Genomic DNA, 19,661 nt, shown 5'->3' on the forward strand with positions numbered 1-19,661 from the left:
GAAATTTTATGATTAAGTTAGATATACTCGTTTTAGCAGTACACCCGGACGATGCCGAGCTGGGCTGTGCCGGTACGATACTAAAGCATCTGGCTTTAGGCCACAAGGTTGGCGTGGTAGACCTTACCCACGGCGAATTAGGTACCCGCGGCTCGGCAGAGATACGTGATAAAGAGGCTGCGGCCGCTAGCCAAATATTAGGACTAACTATTAGGGAAAACCTGGGCATGCCCGATGGCTTTTTTACAAATACCAAAGCATATCAGTTAATGGTAGTTGAGGCCATACGTAAGTATCAGCCCGAAATATTAATTACCAATGCCTATCATGACCGGCACCCCGACCATGGCCGGGCTAGCCAGCTAACAGAAGATGCTGCATTTTTGGCCGGTTTACGTAAAATAGAAACTACCTTGAATGGCGAATTACAACAAGAGTGGCGCCCCAAACAAGTATTGCATTTTATACAAGACCGGTATATTAAGCCGGATATATTGATAGATATCACCGAACATTGGGATAAGAAAATAGCCAGTATATACGCCTATGGATCCCAGTTTCATAACCCTAATTGGGAAAACGAGCCACAAACCTACATCTCATCGCCCGAGTTTATACAAATTGTAGAGGCCCGTGCCCGTGAGTTTGGCAAAAGCATTGGCGCTAAATATGCCGAGGGTTTTACCTCCCGTAATTTGCTGGGGGTTGATAACCTGTTTAGGTTGGTGTGAGTTACCTAAGTGGTAAGTAATTATAAAAAAAGTAAATCCCCGATAAAATCGGGGATTTACTTTTTATGACTTGATATACTCAAAACGATTATTGTCCTGGCTTCGCTGCCTGATGAGTTTATTTTCGTTAGACAGCTTTAATAAGATGCCCGATAGCTCTGACGTTTTAAAATCAGTATTAAAATGTTCGCGGCAATATTCTGCAATAGATGAAATTGAGCGTGCTTCTGCAAAAAAGTCGCTGCCCAGCAATTGGTATAAAATTTTAGTAGCACCTGGTTTTTTCTTTGCCGGTATGTAGCTTACTTCTTCTCCGTTCTCGGTTCTTAGTACCCTTTTGCTTTGTTGTTCATAACTGTCGCTTTCGTATCTGTCGTTCTCCATCATAGAGTCTAATAGTTTCTCAACAATACGTAATTGTACAGCTTCAGATTGAAATGCATTTACAACTTCTGATATTTCCAGCAGCTGTCTTTTTAATTTGTCAGTGTGTTTGCTCATATTACTTTCAGTGCCCTACTTATAAATAATGGTAAATATTTGCCTTTTGGGGTCGGCAATGATATTTACGCCTATCAAAAAATATTATTGTTTATATTAATAAACGATAAACGGCAATAATAGTATCTAAGACTTAAAAAGATTCTTTGTAATGTGTTAAAATGACACATGTAGCAATATTATTACATTTTACAAACGTTTAAGTAGGTGAGAACTGGTTTTTATACCATCGTCTATGTGCCCTTTGTCCATAATAAGCGCAGGGCGAAAACGTATGCTTTTGTCGCCGCAGCCTAAAAACATAGTATTATTTTCTAATCCCATATTTATAAACTTATTACGTGTGTCGCTATCCGGAAAGTCAAACGCGGTAAGCAAACCTTTACCGCGTATATTGCTTATGAGATCTGTGGTGTAGCTAAGTTGCGTTAATTGATCTTGCAGGTATTGCCCGGTTTCGGCAGCCTGGGTGCAAAGGTTATCTTCTTCAATAATTTGCAATATTTTAGTAGCCCTTACCATATCTGTAAGGTTGCCGCCCCAAGTAGAGTTAATGCGTGATGAAACCGTAAATACATTGTCGGGATTTTCATCCACGCGGCGGCTTGCCAATATACCGCATACCTGCATTTTTTTTCCAAAGGCAATAATATCCGGCCTGGCGTTTTCGCCAAAGTGCTCGTGGCTCCAAAATTTACCGGTAAGGCCAACACCTGTTTGTACTTCATCGTAAATCAGCATGGCTTCGTATTCATCAGCCAACTTACGTAGTTGCTCCAGAAATTCCTGGCGCACATGGTTATCGCCCCCTTCAGATTGGATTGGCTCAATAATAATGGCACAGATATCATCCTGATTATCCTGAAAAGCTTTTTCTATCTGTGCGATAGATTGGGCTTCGCGCTCATATAATTCTTCAGGGTTATCTCTAAATTCATCAAAATGAATGTATGGGATACTTATCCGTGGCCAGTCGAACTTAGCAAATCCGCGGGTTTTTACCGGCTGTGTATTGGTTAAGCTCATGGTATAGCCAGTACGGCCATGGAAAGCCTGCTCAAAATGGATCACCTTAAATCCTTTTTCGGTTTGGTGGCCTTTGGCAAAGTTCTTTTGTACTTTCCAGTCCATCGCTGTTTTAAGCGCATTCTCGATGGCTAAACCACCCCCCGAGATAAAAAAAGCATGCGGCAGATATGCTGGTATGCCCACACGGGCAAACGTGTCCAAAAATCGGGCATATTGTTCGGTATAAATGTCTGAGTTTGATGGGTTGGTTAAGGCAGCCAAAAGCAGGTCTTTTTTAAACGCTTCATCATTGATCATCTTCGGGTGATTATAACCCAGTGGTACTGATGCAAAGCAGGTAAAGAAATCGAGCAGGGTACGATTATATTTAGAATCGTAAATGTAAACCCCCTTGCTTTTTTCCATATCAAACGTAAGGTCGAAACCATCGGCCAGGATATGCTTACTTAAGGTAGCCTGAACATTTTGCGGGGTAATGAGCGTATTTTCCATGAGTAACAGCTTTGCTCAAAGTTATAAAAAAGGCTCTAAATAAACTATTTAAGCGTTTTTTGAACCGAATGGGTAAAAAGTATGTTTAAAATGTTTAAAGTTGGTTTTTGTACTGAAGTTGGTTTTGGTTCAGAGGAAAATCTGATTTTTACACATCTCCACCCGTCGTGCTGAACTTGTTTCAGCATCTCATACGCTAAGTCTAGATTTTGAAAGTTTGCATCTGCATACTCCACCCGTCATGCCGATTACTTGTTTCGGCATCCCACGTGCTAAGTTTAAATCTTGAAAGTCTGCAACTGCACATCCTTCCCGTCATGGAACTTGTTTCGGCATCCCATGTGCTAGGTTTAAAACTTGAAAGTCTGCAACCTGTCCTGTGGGATGCCGAAACAAGTTCGGCATGACGGCAGGCATGGGAAGTCTTGCCTGTGGGATGCCGAAACAAGTTCCAGCATGACGGGTGGCATAGGAGGTCTTGGTTCCTGATTCTCGACTCTTGATTCTAAATAAACTTCTCCTTCATCCCCAACAACCCAATCAATCCGCCGGTATGTACTGCTAATATACTGCTGCCGGGTTTAAAATGATCTTTACGGGCGAGGTCAAACAGGGCATACATCATTTTACCAGTGTACACAGGTTCAATTAGTATGCCTGTTGAGGCGATAAACCCCTGAATAAAGTCAATCAGCTCTGGTGTGGTTTTGGCGTAACCGCCAAAATGGTATTGGGTATGCAACTCGTACATGGGGTTATGTTCGGTGTACTGCTTAATTTCATCAGCAATAAATTCGCCGCCTTTTAGTACCGGTACGGCATGGAAAAGGGTAGGCAGATGTTGCAGGCCGTTGAGTATACCCGCTGCTGTAGTGCCGGTGCCGCAGGCGCAGAAGAGGTGATCGTACGTTTGGGGGAGTTCTGCCACCAGTTCGCTGCAACCTTGTGCTGCTGCTGCCGAAGCGCCACCTTCGTTAATAAAGAAAGCCGAATCATCGTTCCCAAAGTGTTGATCGAACAAAACCTGTTTATCGCGATAGCTATCCCTGTCGGTAAATATTAATTGCATGCCATGCAGCCGGCACAAAAAAAGTGTGTCGTTGCTTACTTCTTCGCCCCGCACAAAACCGGTTGATTTGAACCCAAATTTTGCTGCCGCCGCTGCAGTTGCCAGCAAGTGATTAGAGTAGGCACCGCCAAAGGTTACCAGGTGGGTTTTACTTGCCTGGTGTGCTGCCACCATGGTGTATTTTAGTTTGCGCCATTTATTGCCCGATATTACCGGGTGTATCATATCGTCGCGCTTGATATGAACATATAAACCTTTGTCTGTAAACAACGGGTGTTTAATCTCTTGTACGGGGCTGTAAATCTCTAAATCAAATACCATTATATACCAAAGCCTATGCCCGCATTTACCATACTGTAGCTTGCCGCTACACCATATGAGGCATAAAACCTAAAGATAGGCAGTTTAAGCTGAAATCCTATTTCGCCGCTGATGCCGTTCACATTCCTTTCGTTAATAGTTACCGGGTTGGCATAGGTAGTATAAAATTTTTGGTTTACAACCGGTATTGTATTTGAAGTTATGGGGTAATTACCTACCAGGCTAACATCGGTTTTAGCGGTATTGTAACCTGCCGCAATGTAAGGGGTAAAAAACAAGATCTGTTTGGAGAAAATGGCTTCAAACAAAAAGCTGTTTATATGCCCTTCAATGGCCTGGTTGCTGAAATCTGTCGACTGCTGCGTATCAGCCGGTACGGCACCGCTTTCGGGTTTCACACTAAGTGACTTATTGTAGTTAAGGCGGTTATAGTTGAATGCCAAAGCCAGGTCGAAAGGGATAAGATGGCCGGCTTCCCCTGCAAAATCTTGTATAATATTGTGCTTAATGCCAAAACCTATCATCGATACAGAGCCTATATCGTCGCTCACTTTAACTTTGGGTATGGCCCTTACCGTAACATCTGTATTTTTGATGAGGCCAACGGTAAGCTGTAGCTGCGGGGCCGGCACAACAGATGCCAGTTGTCCGCTTGGTAAGTTAAAAGAGCTCACCTTGTTGCCATTGTTGTCATAAATATTCATCAGCGGGCCATTGTTTTTGGTATTGCCGCTAAAGGTGGGTGCAATGGTGTTAGCAGTGTTGTCTGGCCTGATGCTGTTAGAAAGGCCAATCCGGGTAACATCAAAAGATTTATCAGACTGGGGTACAAATACAGCAGTACCTGTAATTCGCAGGTCGAAGTGTAGCAGGCCGTTGGTTTGGGCAGTGTTGGTCCAACCGCTATTCATACCCAGGCCAAGTCCTTTAAATAATGGCTTACCATAGGCGTCAACCAGTTTGGTGGCATCTGCCGGTCCAGATTTAATTAATTGCTCAAATCCGCTTTGTGCTTTAACCATGCACGTGACTAATAAAAATAGCGTAGTAAGTGCAACAAGTTTGTTTTTCATATTATCAGGGTTGTTTTAAAAGCATGAAAGCTTTTACACTTATACGTTTTAGTTGAGTTGAGAGTTGCTTTAATATTAGGAGCAGTGATTTTTAACAAAAGCTACAATGACTGATACTTATTAAAAAAACGACTATTTTTGCAGCAATGATAGAGGAAACAGACTCGTACGAGCAGGACGAACAGGATTTGTATGAGCACTTTCGGATTATAGTTGATAAAGGGCAGTCGCTTTTACGGGTAGACAAGTTTTTAATGTCGCGCGTTGAAAATGCTACGCGTAACCGTATCCAGAATGCCATTGAGCAGGGAAACGTACTGGTTAATCAGAAAGAAATAAAATCGAGCTACCGGGTAAAGCCTAATGATATAATATCTGTGGTATTGCCGCACCCGCCGCGCGATACCGAGGTTTACCCGGAGAATATCCAACTGGATATTGTATATGAGGATGATGATGTGCTGGTAATTAATAAGCCTGCAGGCATGGTAGTGCACCCGGGTTATAATAATTATACCGGTACGCTGGTTAACGGGCTGGTATATCACTTTCAGCAGTTACCGCAGTTGCCGGGCAATGATGGCCGGCCTGGTTTGGTGCACAGGATAGATAAAGATACTTCGGGTTTGTTGCTCATCAGCAAAAATGAACGCTCGATGACCTACCTGGCGCGCCAGTTTTTTGATCACAGTATTACCCGTAAATATTTAGCGCTGGTTTGGGGCGACCTGGAAACAGATGGCACCGTTACCGGCTATATAGGCCGCAGTGTGAATGATAGGAGGGTAATGTCGATATATGACGACCCGGAGAAAGGAAAGTGGTCTGTAACGCATTATAAGGTGCTGGAGCGCTTTAGTTATGTTACGCTGATAGAGTGCCAGCTGGAAACCGGCCGCACACACCAGATCCGCGCGCACATGAAACATATTGGCCACTCCTTATTTAGTGATGCCATGTACGGCGGCGACAAAATTTTAAAGGGTACCATGTTTGGCAAATACAAGCAGTTTGTAGAAAACTGTTTTGAAATGATGCCAAGGCAGGCCCTGCATGCCCAAACTTTAGGCTTTAAACACCCATCGAAGAAAGAATATGTTCACTTCGAATCTGCTTTGCCACAGGATTTTGAGTCTGTTTTAAACAAGTGGCGAAAATATATTGGTGCCCCGGCAGATCAAAACGCTTAATTTATTGTTCTGCTTTTATCAATGAAACCGCTTTTTATCAATTTTAACGGAGAACTTATCCCGGCAGACAGCAAGGTGCTTACTGTAACTAACAGATCTTTCAGGTATGGGGATGGTGTTTTTGAGAGTATGCGCCTTATTAAAGGCCAGCTTAAATTCCCCGACTTACATGCCGACCGCCTGCAAGCGGGTATGAAAGCCCTTAAAATGGATGGCTATACGCAGATGGACGACTGGTTTTTGAAAGAGAAAGCAGCCGACCTGGCCGTCCGTAACAAAATTAAGAATGGACGCCTGCGCCTCACCGTTTACCGTGATGCAGACGGCTTATACACTCCCACCGATAACAAGGCCAGCTATTGCATGGAACTGGACCCCATGGAGCACGACTATTACGAGCTAAACAGCCGAGGTTTAATTATGGATGTATTTACAGAATTGGCCAAACCGCTCAATTATCTGTCTAACTACAAAACCTGCAATTCGCTGGTATATGTAATGGCGGGGATCTATAAATCGCAGAACAAGCTGGACGATGCTTTTTTGTTGAATCAGAATGGTTTTTTATGTGAGGCCATCAGTTCGAACCTGTTTGTTTGGTACAATAGCCATCTATACACCCCTGCACTGAGCGAAGGCTGTGTAGGCGGCATCATGCGAAAGGCAGTGATGGATTTGGCCCTTAGGCTGGAAATTCCCGTTACCGAAGCACAAATTAACCCCAATATACTTTATGAGGCAGATGAAGTGTTTTTAACCAACGCTACCCGTGGCATACAATGGGTAATGGGTTTTGGTGTAAAACGCTATTTTAATACGTTGAGTAAAAGTTTGGTTGATGAATTGAACAAGCTTTAGGAGGGCGAATAAATAATCGGATAAAACCTTGCGTGCGTTTGTAACGCGTGCTTAACACTTCTTGGCATTTGCAATGCCATTTTAGTTTAATGAATTACGCAGAAGCGTTGCAAACGCTAATACCTATTAAGCACGCGTTGCAAACGCGCGCAAGAGAGTCTGCATGCTACGAGATTGCTTCGTACCGCAATGACAAAAATCAAAACTACCCTACAAACTCACCCTTGGTAACCGTAGTATAAATGCTATCCCACAAATTAATACGGGCTTGCAGGGCTTCTTTAACAGCTACTTCTGCCTCGGCCCATTTGGTGTCGTCATCGCCGCAAAGTTCTGATGTCATTTGGTAGGCGAGGTGCGAATGGTGGTCGCCGTCAACTTCGATATGCCTTTCCAGGTAATATAAAAATGTGTCTACTTTACCGGGGAACTGGCGGTTAATTTCTTTTACCAGGCTGATAAACATATCGGGGATCAGATCTTCACGGCCAAAGGTAAACACAGCAGCCTGTAGGTGCGCTTTATTAGTGTTAATTACCTCAAAGGTGTGTTGTACAAAGTTGCGTGCAGCAACCGGGATTTCGGCAATAATGAGTGCTTCGTCCACAAACTTACCGCTGGCCATTTCAAACAATAAACTGTCTATAGCCTGGTGCGTGGCACCGGCTTGTTCCATAGCTTTTAAGTAAAGCTCAAAGTGGCTGCCGCGGTTGCCGTACTGGTCTACATCGCTTTCTTCGCCGGTTACAATTTCGTTAATAAGGTAGCGGGTATTGGCATTGCCAACAGGGATCCAGGGTAGTTGCACGCAAGTAAGCCCTATCTGCAATGCTTTAAGCAGCGACATAAAATCCCATACGGCAAAAACGTGGTGCTGCATAAAAATGTGCAAATCATCAAGCGAAGTAATTTGCTGATACAGCGGGTGGCTGGTCAGTTTTTCGCGAAGTGGGGTTATTGCTGTTTTAAGCTGCTCAATTCTCTGCTCTGGTGTGGTCATCTGCTTAATAGTTTGCCGCAAAAATATAAAGGCAATTGATTAGGTAATAGTTTATTATGTTTTATGACGGTAGGTTGATGGTTGGTGAGTCATCAGCCAATAGCTATTGACTCAAACGGACTCCCCTTAAAAATTCTTCTACACTCATTCGTTTTTTGCCTTCCAACTGTATATCGGTTACGCTGATATAGCCATCTGTACAGGCAAACTTTAGGTGGGTTTTATTATCGGTAACATAGGTGCCAGGTGCGGCATCTACAGCAGTTAACTCTTTAGTAGCCCTATATATCTTTAATATTTTACCATTGAGTTCTGTAAAAGCAGTAGGATAGGGGCTTAAGCCACGGATGAGGTTGTACACCTGTTCAACGGGTTTGCTCCAGTCTATTTTGCAATCTTCTTTAAATATTTTAGGGGCATGTTTGGGTTCGGCACCTTCCAGCAAATGTTGTTGCGGTTGTTCGGTATATCTGTCGCTTTCTACCGCTTTAACGGTTTTTACCAGTAAGCCGGCACCTTTATTCATCAGTTTATCATGCAAATCACCTGCGGTAAAATCTTCGGGGATGGACACCTTTTCGGTAAACAGGATATTACCGGTATCAATTTGCTGTTGGAGAAAAAAGGTGGTGGCGCCACTTTCTTTTTCGCCATTAATAATAACCCAGTTAATAGGCGCAGCACCACGATATTGTGGTAACAGCGAGGCATGCAAATTAATGGTACCTTTTGGCGGCATGCTCCAAACTACTTCGGGCAGCATCCGGAATGCTACTACCACCTGTAAGTCGGCCTTTAAAGCTTGTAGCTCTTGCAAAAAGTCCGGGTCGCGCAGTTTTTCGGGTTGAAGCACTTTTATATTATTAGCCACAGCATATTTCTTCACTGCCGATTCGTTCATTTTTTGTCCACGACCGGCCGGTTTATCGGGTGCCGTAATCACGGCTACAACTTCGCATCCCGCTTGTATCAGTGCATCTAATGATGCTACTGCAAATTCGGGCGTGCCCATAAATATTATTCTCATTGTGTTACTTGTCAGTTCTTTAGTTGTTCATAGTTCATAGATGATAGTTCATGGTAAGATTAGGCTGAGAGTAGTCAGATAGACTTCTTTAGTGCCGTAATCATTTTTACTAGTGCTTCATATTCATCGTATAAAGTCTTAAATTTTTCATCAGATATATAACCTCTTTTACGTGCTATAAAAAGGCAGCTAACAACTTCAATTGCAGATCTAAGAGCATAACTTAAAAATAGCTTAAATACGGCTTTTGTTTGCCCTGTTGAACCTTCTGCTATGTTTAACACTACAGAGTCTGCTGCTCTTCTTATTTGTGAATTTAGTACAAAGAGTTCGTCTTTGGGAAAGGTTTTGGTAAGTTGGTTTATCTTTTCATCTAATTCTAAGGCTCTCTGCCAAATTTGTAAGTCTTCAAATCGAAATGCCATATCCTTTTATATTTACTATTATCTATGAACCATTAACTATGAACTCATTCGTAAAGCAAATACTTTTTACGCATCTCTTTAAAGTCACTCAGCGCAGGCTCCCAGCTTTGACGGATTTCTTTCTCAGATAATCCCGATTCTATTTGCTTACGCAAAATTTCGTTACCTACCAGTTTGGTAAAATAAGCGTTAAAGAAATGGGTTTGATCGGGGTAGTTTTTATATAGTGTGATAATCCAGCTCAGGTTTAGCTTGCCCGATCTTCTTAATAAATCTGTATTATAATCACGGAGATCTATGCCGTAACAAAGCCTGTCTTTCAAAGGCGGGTTATCGCTTTTGCCGGGGATGCTTTCTGGCGTAAAGGTAAATTTATAAGTGCCTTTAAAACCGGGGTGGCCAACAACAGTAAATGGGAAATCAGTACCACGGCCTAGGCTCATTACTGTGCCTTCGAACAAACAAATACTCGGATAAAGTAAAATAGATTGTTGCGTATTTAAGTTAGGCGATGGATATACCGGTAAATCGTAAGCCATTTTATGATTGTAGTTGGCCACTTTAACAATTTTTAGTTTGCACTGTACGTGGTTGTTAAGCCAGCCTTCGCCGTTAATCATTTGGGCATACTCGCCAATGGTCATGCCATGCGCTATAGGTATTGGGTGCATGGCAACAAATGCGCGATAAGTTGTATCCAAAACAGGGCCATCAACCAGGTAACCGTTAGGGTTAGGGCGGTCGAGGATCATGAGTTCGATGTGGTTTTCGGCACAGGCTTCCATTACATAGTGCAGGGTGGATATATAGGTATAAAACCGCGCGCCAACATCCTGAATGTCAAAGATCATCAGGTCGATGCCTTTTAAATCGTCAGCCGTGGGTTTAAAGTGCTTGCCATACAGGGAAATTACGGGCAGGCCTGTTTTACTGTCTACATCGTCATTTATAGTGGCGCCATTGGCGCTATTGCCACGAAAGCCATGCTCGGGCCCGTAGATCTTTTTAATGATTATACCCAGCTTTAGCAAACTATCGGGGCTGGGTGTAAGGTTTTTGCCAATAACCGAAGTTTGGTTTACTACCATGCCAATGCGCTTGCCTTGTAAATAACCAAGGTACTGATCTGTTTGGTCGGCACCGTTTATAGGGTTGCCAGCAATGCTACCATAATGATGCAGGCGGGTTACCCGGTGTGTTGGTAAATGGCGGGTATTGGTTTGGTGATGACTAACAGCTGTATGCGCTGTGGACTTATGCCTGGCAGACTTATGGCTAACCGATTTATGCCTTGTAGTGGTATGGCTGCTGGTATGTTTTGCCTTTTTTTTATGTTGCGCTGCAGATGCGTTGCTTAGCAGGCCAAGTGCAATTATCAGGGTGCAAAATTTATTCATAGGTATGGTATTAAAACAATGGCGCAATTGCTGCATTTAACAGCAAAAGCGCATATTTGCGAAAGTACAAAAAAAACAAACTGACTTGAGTTTTTCATCATTCATAGCCGGCCGCATCTCTTTTAAATCAAAACGCACTTTCTCTAAATTGATTGTGCGCATTGCCATTATTGGCATTATGCTGGGTTTGGGCGTAATGATACTTTCTGTAGCCATTGTTAAGGGTTTTCAGCAGGAGATAAGGGAGCGGGTGCGTGGCTTTTCGGGCGATATACAGGTAATTAAATTTGATAATAACAACTCGTACGAAAATTCACCATTTGGCAACGATCAGCAGTTTATTAAGCACGCCAAACAAAGTTTTAATATTGCCAACGTGATGCCCTTTGCAAGTAAGCCGGGCATTATTAAAGCAAACGATGAGATAGAAGGCGTTGTACTGAAAGGAGTAGATAAAACCTACGACTGGACCTTTTTGAAAAAAGCGCTGGAAACCGGCAGTATCATAGATTTTAGTGATTCGGCAGCGGCGGGTAAACAGATTATGATATCGCGCTACACGGCAGACAGGTTGAAACTGAAAGCCGGTGATAATATGGTAATGTATTTTGTACAGGAGCCACTCCGCAAGCGCAAATTTACCATTAAAGGCATTTTTAACACTGGTGTAGATGAGGTAGATAAAACCTATGTAATCGGCGATCTGTCGTTGATCAGAAGGTTGAATAACTGGAAACCCGAAGATGTGGGCGGCTTTGAAGTACGTGTGAAAGATTTTGAATTACTGCAAACGGCTTCTAACCATCTCAATGATATCTTACCGCCCAAACTACGCTCTTATACCGTTAACGAAACTTACCCTACCATATTTGAATGGCTAAACCTGCTGGATGTTAATGCCCAGGTAATGCTGGTACTGATGCTGGCCGTAGCTGTAATTAATATGATATCGGCTCTGTTGATTATGATATTAGAGCGTACCTCTATGATTGGGATGTTAAAAGCATTTGGAGCAACCAACTGGGCTATACAGCGCATATTTTTATACAATGCCAGTTATATTATTGGCATTGGCTTGGTGTTAGGTAATTTATTTGGCCTGGGGCTGGGCTGGTTCCAATCTGCTACACATTTTTTCAAGCTCGACCAGGCCTCATACTATATGAAATTTGTACCGGTTGAAATTGCTGTTAAAGATGTTTTGCTGCTTAACGCCGGCACATTGGGTATCTGCCTGTTGGTGCTTATTATCCCATCAATGCTGGTTACACGCATTTCTCCGGTTAAAGCTATCCGTTTTAAATAGGGTTTAGACTATTGGTGCTTCATGAAATTGAAGTTTAGTTAACAAATTCATCATGTGATAGGATTCATTTTTAAATAAACAGGATGATATCCCATTATCCTCATTTCTCAAATGCGTTGTTTTTTTAATTGCGGCATTTTAACACGGAGTATGATATAAAGTTAAAGTAGTTTAATATTTACATCTTTCGATAAGGATACCTTTGCATTACAAAGACAGGTTTAATCATCTATATGGGACTTATAAAAATTAATGGTATCAAGCTTTATGTGGAAGTTAAAGGAACTGGATTCCCTGTTATTTTAATCCATGGAGTTGGCGGAGATCATCAGGCACATTTAAGCAATATAATTGAACCACTGTCTAAAAACTTCAAAACGGTAGCATTGGATTGCCGTGGTCATGGACAGTCAGATAAACCGTTAGAATTTACCATTGAAGATCATGTGAATGATATTTTAGGAATCATGAATCATTTTGAGTTCAAAAAAGTGCATTTGCTTGGCGTATCCATGGGCAGTTATATTGCTCAACTGGTTGCTATTACAGCTCCGGATCGTATTGATAAGCTAATATTAACTGTTACAAAATCTAATGGCCTTACCTCTTCGATACAGCGTTTGTTTAAAGAAAACGAAAATCAAATAAAGGGTCTGGACATGCATCAAACCATATTGAAACTATTGAAATTTATGGTTTACAATACCGAACTGATGAAAAATCATTTGGAGATATTTGAAACAAAACTGAGCCCCGATCAATTTAATGCGGCCAATAAAGCCATTGGCGCCTTCGATTTCAGAAAGGAACTCTCAAAGATAAAAGCAAAAACATTGGTGATCAGCGGCAAGCATGATGGTCTGAATTCGCCCGATGACGGAAAGGAGGTTGCTTCACTAATAAAAAATGCAACATTTGTAGAAATGCAATACTCCGGACACGCACCTATGTTTGAAGAACCGGATACTTATATTAATATCATTGAGGGCTTTTTGTTATAAAAGTAACGGACTAACAATATTAATATCCCCAAATTCAGCCTAAGTGCAGTAAATTATAACAAGCTCCTTTGCGTTTTCTTGGAGCAAACCTGGATGCTATCTGCTGTTTTGGCAGCTTAGGTTCCCGACTTTTCAATAGTTTGTTGGGGCTGTTTCAGTTTTAAGTGATAAGGTTCAGGTATCGATATTATTTTTTTGAAGAAAAGCTAAGTTTCAGGTTGATACCACTTGCCCCAAAGCGAATATCCTGCGTACCCAGGCCATTGAGGGGGTATTTAAGAAACGGCTCGATAACCAGCCGGGTATTTTTACCCATGGGGTAACCAATACCAAATGACAGATTGAGAGTTTTGGCAAAATCAAACGTGCTGAAATGTTGCGTGGTAGTACTTTCCTGCGTTTGCTGGGTGGCACTGTTAACCGTTGCTAAGCCATTAGCAAAAGCAGCGACACCGTTAGCATTACCATAAGAATAGGTAGAACGATAACTTTCGTTAATATACGTGCCCGAACTGATACCTGCAGAAATATAAGTATCATTTTTCTGTGGATTAAACTGGTATTTAATATTTAGAGGTATATCCAACCCAACCAGGCTTGCATTATAATTTTTTACCGTAGGCCCCGCATCCCTTAAAGCCGAACTGACAAAACTCGACGAATTATAAACAACGGCTGCAGCTGCTGTTTTGTTAACCATGGCCAGGGCGCGTGCATTAACTTGCTGGGGTATATTATTATCGCTGCTATAGCTTAACCTGTTTTGGCCTATTGATAAACCGGTGGTTAGCTTAAAATTACTGCTTATTTTAAAGTCCGACGAAAAACCTCCGCCCACATTCAACTGGTTTTCGCTGCCTTTGGCATAGTTAAAATAAGTGGCAGCGTATAAGCTCAATATCATAGCCCTGTCGTTTTTAACTACCTCGCTTTTTTGGGTAGCATTTTTTGCCAGTACTTGCCGACGGGCATCATCGGCAGCTATCATTTTTAAAACGGCATCTTGTTTTTGCACTACTACAGATGCTACTTGTGTTGGTTTTACAGGTTGCGGTATGGTTGCTATTTTTGCTGAGGCATTGTTGGCCGCACTATCTGTTATGGCATTTGTTTGTGTGTCTGTAGTTAATGGATTTACTTTAACCATACTTTGGGTGGTACGCCCGGCTTTAATACCAGCGACATATTGATTAACCGTGATACCAGTAGGTAAAGTACTTGCACCGGCTATTTGTATGCCGTTATTAGTTTTTACCGTACCCCTAATGGTTTTTTCTGTTTGTTTATCTGCAAAAGATTCACCAGAGGTTAGGCGTGTTGATTGTAACGGCTGGGCATTGGCAGGTAGATTGTTTTCTGAAGATTGTTCCTTAGTTGGCAAATGATGTTGCATCGTATGCGCTACCGGTGCTGTAGATATGCCCGTGCTTTTTGGTAAAGTTGCATCTGCCGTTAATGGTGCAACTTTTTGTGTTGGTGGTTTTGCTGCCACCTGCACTGTAGTTTCGTCAGTACTAACTTTTGCCGGCGATTTTGCCGCTAAAGATGTAGATGCCGTATTTTTATTAACAGCAATAGCTTCATTATTATCAACAGGGGCAGATTTATGCTCCTCATTTTTAATTTTGTCAGGCTGATAAGCTACCTGTTGTGTTGGTTGCGGATAAAAAAACCAGGTACCCATGCATACTAATAATACCGCAGCGGCAGAGTACCACCACCAGGCTATTACCCGGTTTTTCTTTTCTTCCGGAAATTTTTGGCGCAGCAATTCCCATCCCGCATCTGCAGTATCATCCGTATAGTTGTCAAATACTTCCCGGATGCGGTTTTTAAGGTCGTTATCCAGTTGATCACTCATGTTTCTGCGCTTCTGCGTTAATAATATTTCTTAATTTCTCTTTGGCCCTGCTCAGGTATACCCTTGACGAGCTGGCCGGTATTTCTAAAGTTTCGGCTATTTCATCATGGGTGTAACCGTCAATTTCGTACATATTAAAAATGGTGCGTTGTATGGCCGGTAGGGCGTCCATCATTTTTAAAATATCAGCGGCATCTAAACGGCCCGACGGATTATTGCCACTGTGTATTTGTATATTATCGTCAATCTCCAGATTGAGCTGATGTTTCATATCCTTACGCCGCCTATCTATGGTGGTATTTACTACAATGGTACGCAGCCATGCTTTAAACACTTTATTGCTGTCGTAATTATGTATGGCTTTAAATACTTTTATAAACGCATCATTAACAGCCTCTAAAGCATCATCGCGGTTAAAACTGTAACGCAAGCTGATACCCATAGCATAGCCATAGAAGTGTTTATACAACATTTCCTGGTATTTAAGGCTGCCTTTTTTACATTGGCTGATCAATTCATCCTCAGCAATGCCACGCGTATTTTGCATTAATTATTTTTGGCCCCGGCTGATGATTATGCTGTTTATTAAAGCATTACGCACCAAAGGTTTATAGTGATACATAGTGTGTAATTTATTTGCAAAATTAACACATCGGTTTACTTATATACATTATAAACAAAGCCCCCCGATGTACCGGGAGGCTTCTATGACAATTAAAGGAGTTAAAACGCTCGTTAATTTGTTTTCTTCAGTACGTATTGGTAAGCTAAGGTATCATTAGCTGCCTGTATCTGAAAATTGGTACCATCATAGGCATATTGATAGGTGCCTGACAGGTGAATTTTAGGTAAAATACCTGTAGCATTAGCCGGTATGGTTTTATCTATAAACTGTATATAGGCCGAGTTCATTGAAAAATCGCCATAGCTGCCTGCATGGTAAAGTACGGTATCGCCGGTAATTTTATAGCCTGTTGCTGTACTGATGGTTAAAACTAAGTTAGATTTTTTAGTGGTATCCAGCTTGCCGGTGGTTGGGTTACGGTGTACCACTCTAAACTGACCACTAAAATTACCCGATGGAACAGCGATTGGGGTATTATCACTGCTGCTTTTCATACAACTGCTTAATGCCATAACAGCAAGTGGGAGTAAGTAGATTAATTTACGCATAAATATTTTATTCTTTACTTCATTACGTTGCTTAAAATGTAAACGTTACAGCGGTTAAAAATATTTATAGTTTTTTTGCCTCGTTCCAGTAAACATCCATTTCGGCCAAGGTCATGTCCTGCAATTGCTGGTTGTTCTCTTTGGCTTTACTTTCCAGATATTGAAAACGCTTAATAAACTTGCGGTTTGTTTTTTCTAAAGCATTCTCGGGGTTAATGTCAACAAAACGTGCGTAGTTGATGAGCGAGAATAGCAGGTCGCCAAATTCGCCTTCGGCTTTTTCAGCATCAATAGTTTCGCCTTCGGGTACGTTCAGTTCGTCTTTAAACTCCTGGATCTCTTCTTCCACCTTTTCCCAAACCTGTGTTTTATTTTCCCAGTCGAAGCCAATACCACGGGCTTTCTCCTGTATCCGCGATGCCTTAACCAAGGCGGGTAGTGAAGCGGGTACACCGCCTAAAACAGATTTATTACCTTTCTCTTTCAGCTTAATTTGTTCCCAGTTGCGTTTTACGTCAGCTTCGTCCTTAACAGTGGTATCACTATAGATATGCGGATGGCGGTTAATGAGTTTATCGCAAATACCATTCAGTACATCGGTAATATTAAAATCATTGGTTTCAGACCCTATTTTGGCATAGAAAACCAAATGCAACATTACATCACCCAGTTCCTTACGTACTTCATCCATGTCGTTACTCAGTATCGCGTCAGATAGTTCGTAGGTTTCTTCGATGGTAAGGTGGCGCAGGCTTTCCATGGTTTGTTTCATATCCCATGGGCAGTTGGCCCGCAGGTCGTCCATAATGGTAAGCAGGCGCTCGAAAGAACCAGCCGGCGTAGCAGAAGTAATAGGAGGGGTAATAGCCATATTTGTAAATATAGTTTTGAATTTTGAAAAGGTGATTTAGCGCGTAAATATACTTATGAATTAGCGCACTTCACAGAATCACTAATTCATAACTCACTAACTCGTAATTGCTTTCACCGCTCTCAGCATTTCGCGTTTGCCGGGTGCTCCGGGGGCTTTCTCCACTTTTAAACCAAGTGCTTTCAGTATGCGTTTAAGGTTGCCGGTAATGGCATAGGTAACAAACACGCCACCGGGTTTCAAAAATTTGGCAGTGTGGTTAATGGCCTCTTCCGTCCACATTTCGGGCTGATTAGCAGAGGCGAAAGCATCGAAGTAAATAACATCGAATAGTTTGTCGCTGTCGAAGTTTTTCAGTTGCCTGTTATCAGTTGTCAGTTGTGTGTACTGATTAATTACTATATCATGGCCCAATGATGCCCTGTACTGCTTTAAAAAGCTTTCCCAAACAGGGGCAGATACATATTCCTCATAACCTGTCTGCGCGATCATTTCTTCGGTCAAAGGGTAGGCTTCGATACCAACATAATTAAGGCTGATCTCTTTGGCAGTGCAGTAATCGGCCGTAATTAAAAAATTAAGGCCGGTGCCCAGGCCTACTTCTAAAATACTTACCTCAGTTAAATCCCTGCCTGCCAAAAAATAGCGTAACCCAGAGTTTAAAAACACATGCTGGCTCTCCTGCAATGCGCCATTACGCGAATGGTACAGCTCGCCCACCTGTTCGTTGTAGATGGTTTTAGATCCGTCGGCAGTGGTTACTATAGAGAGGTTCATTTGATTATGATGAATAATAAATAGTGTAAATGAGTGATTTGAAACAAACTTTTAAGTCGGTAAAAAAGTACGTTTAAGTTAGTAAAAATGGAACAGCTGCATGTTTAAACATCTTTTTAAGATCCTGTAAGTCAATAAAATAAAAATCTATTTCTAATAGATAAATACTTTTAAGTCTGCAAATTGGAACAGGTGGCACATGTGGAACTGTTCCACTCCAGTATCGCTGCTGTTTGTCTTGATTCTAAACGAAGTATTCTACAATGGCATCACTCAAATCATACACCGGCACGTTGGTAATCTGCGCAGCAATAATACTGCTGGCCGCCGCCGAGCGGTAACCTGCGGCACAGTGAACTACGATGGGTTTATCCGTTGGGATATTTTGTACTTGTTCGCGTATTTCGGGCAGGGGGATGGTAAGCGCATTGTCAAAGATCATTGATTGGTTGATCTCGTTCCAGTTGCGCACATCTACAATGGTATATTTTTCGGGATGATCTTTAAAATCTTCCTGGTTCAATACAGCCGAATGATAAGTAGCATGGTCTGGGCGAAGTAAAGCTCCTTTAATGTTTTTTTCGTAACCAATTTTGGCTGCTTTAGTAATTACCGAATCGAGGCTTTGCTCATCGGCTGCTATCAGGTAAAAAGGTTCACCGGGGTTAAGCAACGCACCTAACCAGGTTTCAAATTTGCCGCCTTCCTGTATGTTTACCGAGCCGTTTACATGCCCCTTTTTAAAGTCTGCTTCGGGGCGTACATCAATTACCGGTATACCAGCTTCAAGTTTAGTATTGCGCCCAATTTTGGGCACCGATGCAATGCTTTCACTAAATGAGGGTGCGCCCTGTTTGTTCAGCTCTACATCGTAGCCAAAGTAACGTGGCATAAAGGGCTGGTCGGCAGTCATGAGGTCTACAAACTGCAACTCATCCATCAGTTGCAGTGCATAGTTTTCACTAATCTCTTTACCAATGGTACTTTGCAGATCGGGGCTCATGTTTTTACCACATAGCGACCCGGGGCCATGTGCCGGGTAAACCACTACATGATGTGGCAAGGTCATCAGCTTTTCGCGGGTAGAGTGGTAGAGCTGGCGGGACAGTTCTTCTTTTTTGGCGGTTATATTGCCCACACTTTCGCGCAGATCGGGCCGGCCAACATCACCTGCAAACAGGGTGTCGCCGGTAAATATGGCGGTGGTATGGCCGTTCTCGTCCTCTGCCAAAATACAGATAGAATCGGGCGAGTGGCCGGGGGTATTTATCGCCTTAAGTTTAATATCATTGAGTTTTATTTCGTCGCCTTCGTCAAAGGTTTCGTGCGGGTAGCCCGCGCCAACCAGTTTGCTTACATAAATAGTAGCGCCGGTTTGCTGATGAATTTCGAGGTGCGAACTCACAAAATCGGCATGGGGGTGGGTTTCTATCACACCAACCAGGTTGGCTTGGTGCAGGGTAGCCAAATCATAATAGGGTTGCGGGTTACGGGCAGGATCAATAACAATCATTTTGCCGGCCCTTATTACGGCATACGAAGCATGCGCCAGGCCTTTA

The 19,661-nt window shown here is 42.4% G+C and carries 19 protein-coding genes; 5 read left to right on the top strand and 14 right to left on the bottom strand.

The genetic code is table 11. The features are described 5' to 3' along the window. The first annotated feature begins 11 nt into the window (after positions 1–11). Positions 12–731, top strand: a complete 720-nt coding sequence (gene bshB1, locus RG47T_RS03565) for a bacillithiol biosynthesis deacetylase BshB1 (protein ID WP_216351114.1) — start codon at positions 12–14, stop codon at positions 729–731. A gap of 63 nt (positions 732–794) precedes the next feature. On the opposite strand, the gene RG47T_RS03570 is transcribed toward bshB1, so the two are convergent. From RG47T_RS03570 to RG47T_RS03585, 4 genes are all read right to left on the bottom strand, one after another. Further along, positions 795–1,232 (bottom strand): hypothetical protein, encoded by a 438-nt coding sequence (locus RG47T_RS03570; RefSeq protein WP_074488156.1) that lies wholly within the window; start codon positions 1,230–1,232, stop codon positions 795–797. 189 nt (positions 1,233–1,421) lie between these two features. Further along, positions 1,422–2,753, bottom strand: coding sequence for an L-lysine 6-transaminase (gene lat, locus RG47T_RS03575; RefSeq protein WP_074488157.1), 1,332 nt, complete (start codon positions 2,751–2,753; stop codon positions 1,422–1,424). Between the two features lie 505 nt (positions 2,754–3,258). Next, positions 3,259–4,143 (bottom strand): 1-aminocyclopropane-1-carboxylate deaminase/D-cysteine desulfhydrase, encoded by an 885-nt coding sequence (locus RG47T_RS03580; protein WP_074488158.1) that lies wholly within the window; start codon positions 4,141–4,143, stop codon positions 3,259–3,261. Beyond that, positions 4,143–5,216 (bottom strand): DUF6588 family protein, encoded by a 1,074-nt coding sequence (locus RG47T_RS03585; protein ID WP_074488159.1) that lies wholly within the window; start codon positions 5,214–5,216, stop codon positions 4,143–4,145. The genes RG47T_RS03580 and RG47T_RS03585 overlap by 1 nt, the downstream gene beginning before the upstream one ends. 146 nt (positions 5,217–5,362) lie before the next feature. On the opposite strand from RG47T_RS03585, the gene RG47T_RS03590 reads away from it, so the two are divergent. Continuing rightward, complete coding sequence (locus tag RG47T_RS03590; protein ID WP_074488160.1) at positions 5,363–6,406, top strand: RluA family pseudouridine synthase; 1,044 nt, start codon at positions 5,363–5,365, stop codon at positions 6,404–6,406. Between the two features lie 21 nt (positions 6,407–6,427). Next, the gene (locus tag RG47T_RS03595) at positions 6,428–7,264 is read left to right on the top strand and encodes an aminotransferase class IV (protein WP_074488161.1); all 837 of its coding nucleotides are present in this window, start codon (positions 6,428–6,430) and stop codon (positions 7,262–7,264) included. Positions 7,265–7,469: 205 nt separating this feature from the next. On the opposite strand, the gene RG47T_RS03600 is transcribed toward RG47T_RS03595, so the two are convergent. The 4 genes from RG47T_RS03600 to RG47T_RS03615 form a co-directional block, all read right to left on the bottom strand. Continuing rightward, entirely contained in the window at positions 7,470–8,264 is a 795-nt protein-coding gene (locus RG47T_RS03600) for a DUF3050 domain-containing protein (protein ID WP_074488162.1), read from the bottom strand. A gap of 103 nt (positions 8,265–8,367) precedes the next feature. Beyond that, positions 8,368–9,291: a methionyl-tRNA formyltransferase gene (gene fmt, locus RG47T_RS03605; RefSeq protein WP_074488163.1), complete on the bottom strand. Its 924-nt coding sequence runs from the start codon at positions 9,289–9,291 to the stop codon at positions 8,368–8,370. 74 nt (positions 9,292–9,365) lie between these two features. Beyond that, positions 9,366–9,716 carry a four helix bundle protein gene (locus RG47T_RS03610; protein ID WP_074488164.1) on the bottom strand — a complete coding sequence of 117 codons (351 nt, stop codon included), beginning with the start codon at positions 9,714–9,716 and terminating at the stop codon, positions 9,366–9,368. 44 nt (positions 9,717–9,760) lie between these two features. Then, a complete protein-coding gene (locus RG47T_RS03615) occupies positions 9,761–11,113 on the bottom strand; it encodes an exo-beta-N-acetylmuramidase NamZ family protein (protein ID WP_083627534.1) in 1,353 nt (450 codons plus the stop codon). A gap of 85 nt (positions 11,114–11,198) precedes the next feature. On the opposite strand from RG47T_RS03615, the gene RG47T_RS03620 reads away from it, so the two are divergent. Together RG47T_RS03620 and RG47T_RS03625 are read left to right on the top strand one after the other, a co-directional pair. Beyond that, entirely contained in the window at positions 11,199–12,419 is a 1,221-nt protein-coding gene (locus tag RG47T_RS03620; protein WP_074488166.1) for an ABC transporter permease, read from the top strand. 233 nt (positions 12,420–12,652) lie between these two features. After that, complete coding sequence (locus RG47T_RS03625; RefSeq protein WP_074488167.1) at positions 12,653–13,420, top strand: alpha/beta fold hydrolase; 768 nt, start codon at positions 12,653–12,655, stop codon at positions 13,418–13,420. Positions 13,421–13,607: 187 nt separating this feature from the next. Here the strand turns inward: RG47T_RS03625 and RG47T_RS03630 are convergent, their stop codons facing one another. The 6 genes from RG47T_RS03630 to RG47T_RS03655 form a co-directional block, all read right to left on the bottom strand. Continuing rightward, the gene (locus RG47T_RS03630) at positions 13,608–15,281 is read right to left on the bottom strand and encodes an outer membrane beta-barrel protein (RefSeq protein ID WP_074488168.1); all 1,674 of its coding nucleotides are present in this window, start codon (positions 15,279–15,281) and stop codon (positions 13,608–13,610) included. Then, a complete protein-coding gene (locus RG47T_RS03635; protein ID WP_074488169.1) occupies positions 15,274–15,828 on the bottom strand; it encodes an RNA polymerase sigma factor in 555 nt (184 codons plus the stop codon). Before RG47T_RS03635 ends, RG47T_RS03630 begins: the two co-directional genes overlap by 8 nt. Before the next feature lie 188 nt (positions 15,829–16,016). Then, positions 16,017–16,400: a hypothetical protein gene (locus tag RG47T_RS03640; protein WP_139302409.1), complete on the bottom strand. Its 384-nt coding sequence runs from the start codon at positions 16,398–16,400 to the stop codon at positions 16,017–16,019. 118 nt (positions 16,401–16,518) lie between these two features. Continuing rightward, positions 16,519–17,325: a nucleoside triphosphate pyrophosphohydrolase gene (gene mazG / locus RG47T_RS03645; protein ID WP_074488171.1), complete on the bottom strand. Its 807-nt coding sequence runs from the start codon at positions 17,323–17,325 to the stop codon at positions 16,519–16,521. Between the two features lie 96 nt (positions 17,326–17,421). Continuing rightward, positions 17,422–18,102, bottom strand: coding sequence for a tRNA (5-methylaminomethyl-2-thiouridine)(34)-methyltransferase MnmC2 (gene mnmC2 / locus RG47T_RS03650; RefSeq protein WP_074488172.1), 681 nt, complete (start codon positions 18,100–18,102; stop codon positions 17,422–17,424). A 244-nt stretch (positions 18,103–18,346) separates the two neighbouring features. Beyond that, positions 18,347–19,661, bottom strand: a 1,315-nt coding sequence (locus tag RG47T_RS03655) for a rhodanese-like domain-containing protein (protein WP_253187489.1), incomplete at its 5' end; no start/stop codon positions are given.

It is taken from the genome of Mucilaginibacter polytrichastri (assembly GCF_001911425.1).
In the GTDB taxonomy this organism is placed as follows: domain Bacteria; phylum Bacteroidota; class Bacteroidia; order Sphingobacteriales; family Sphingobacteriaceae; genus Mucilaginibacter; species Mucilaginibacter polytrichastri.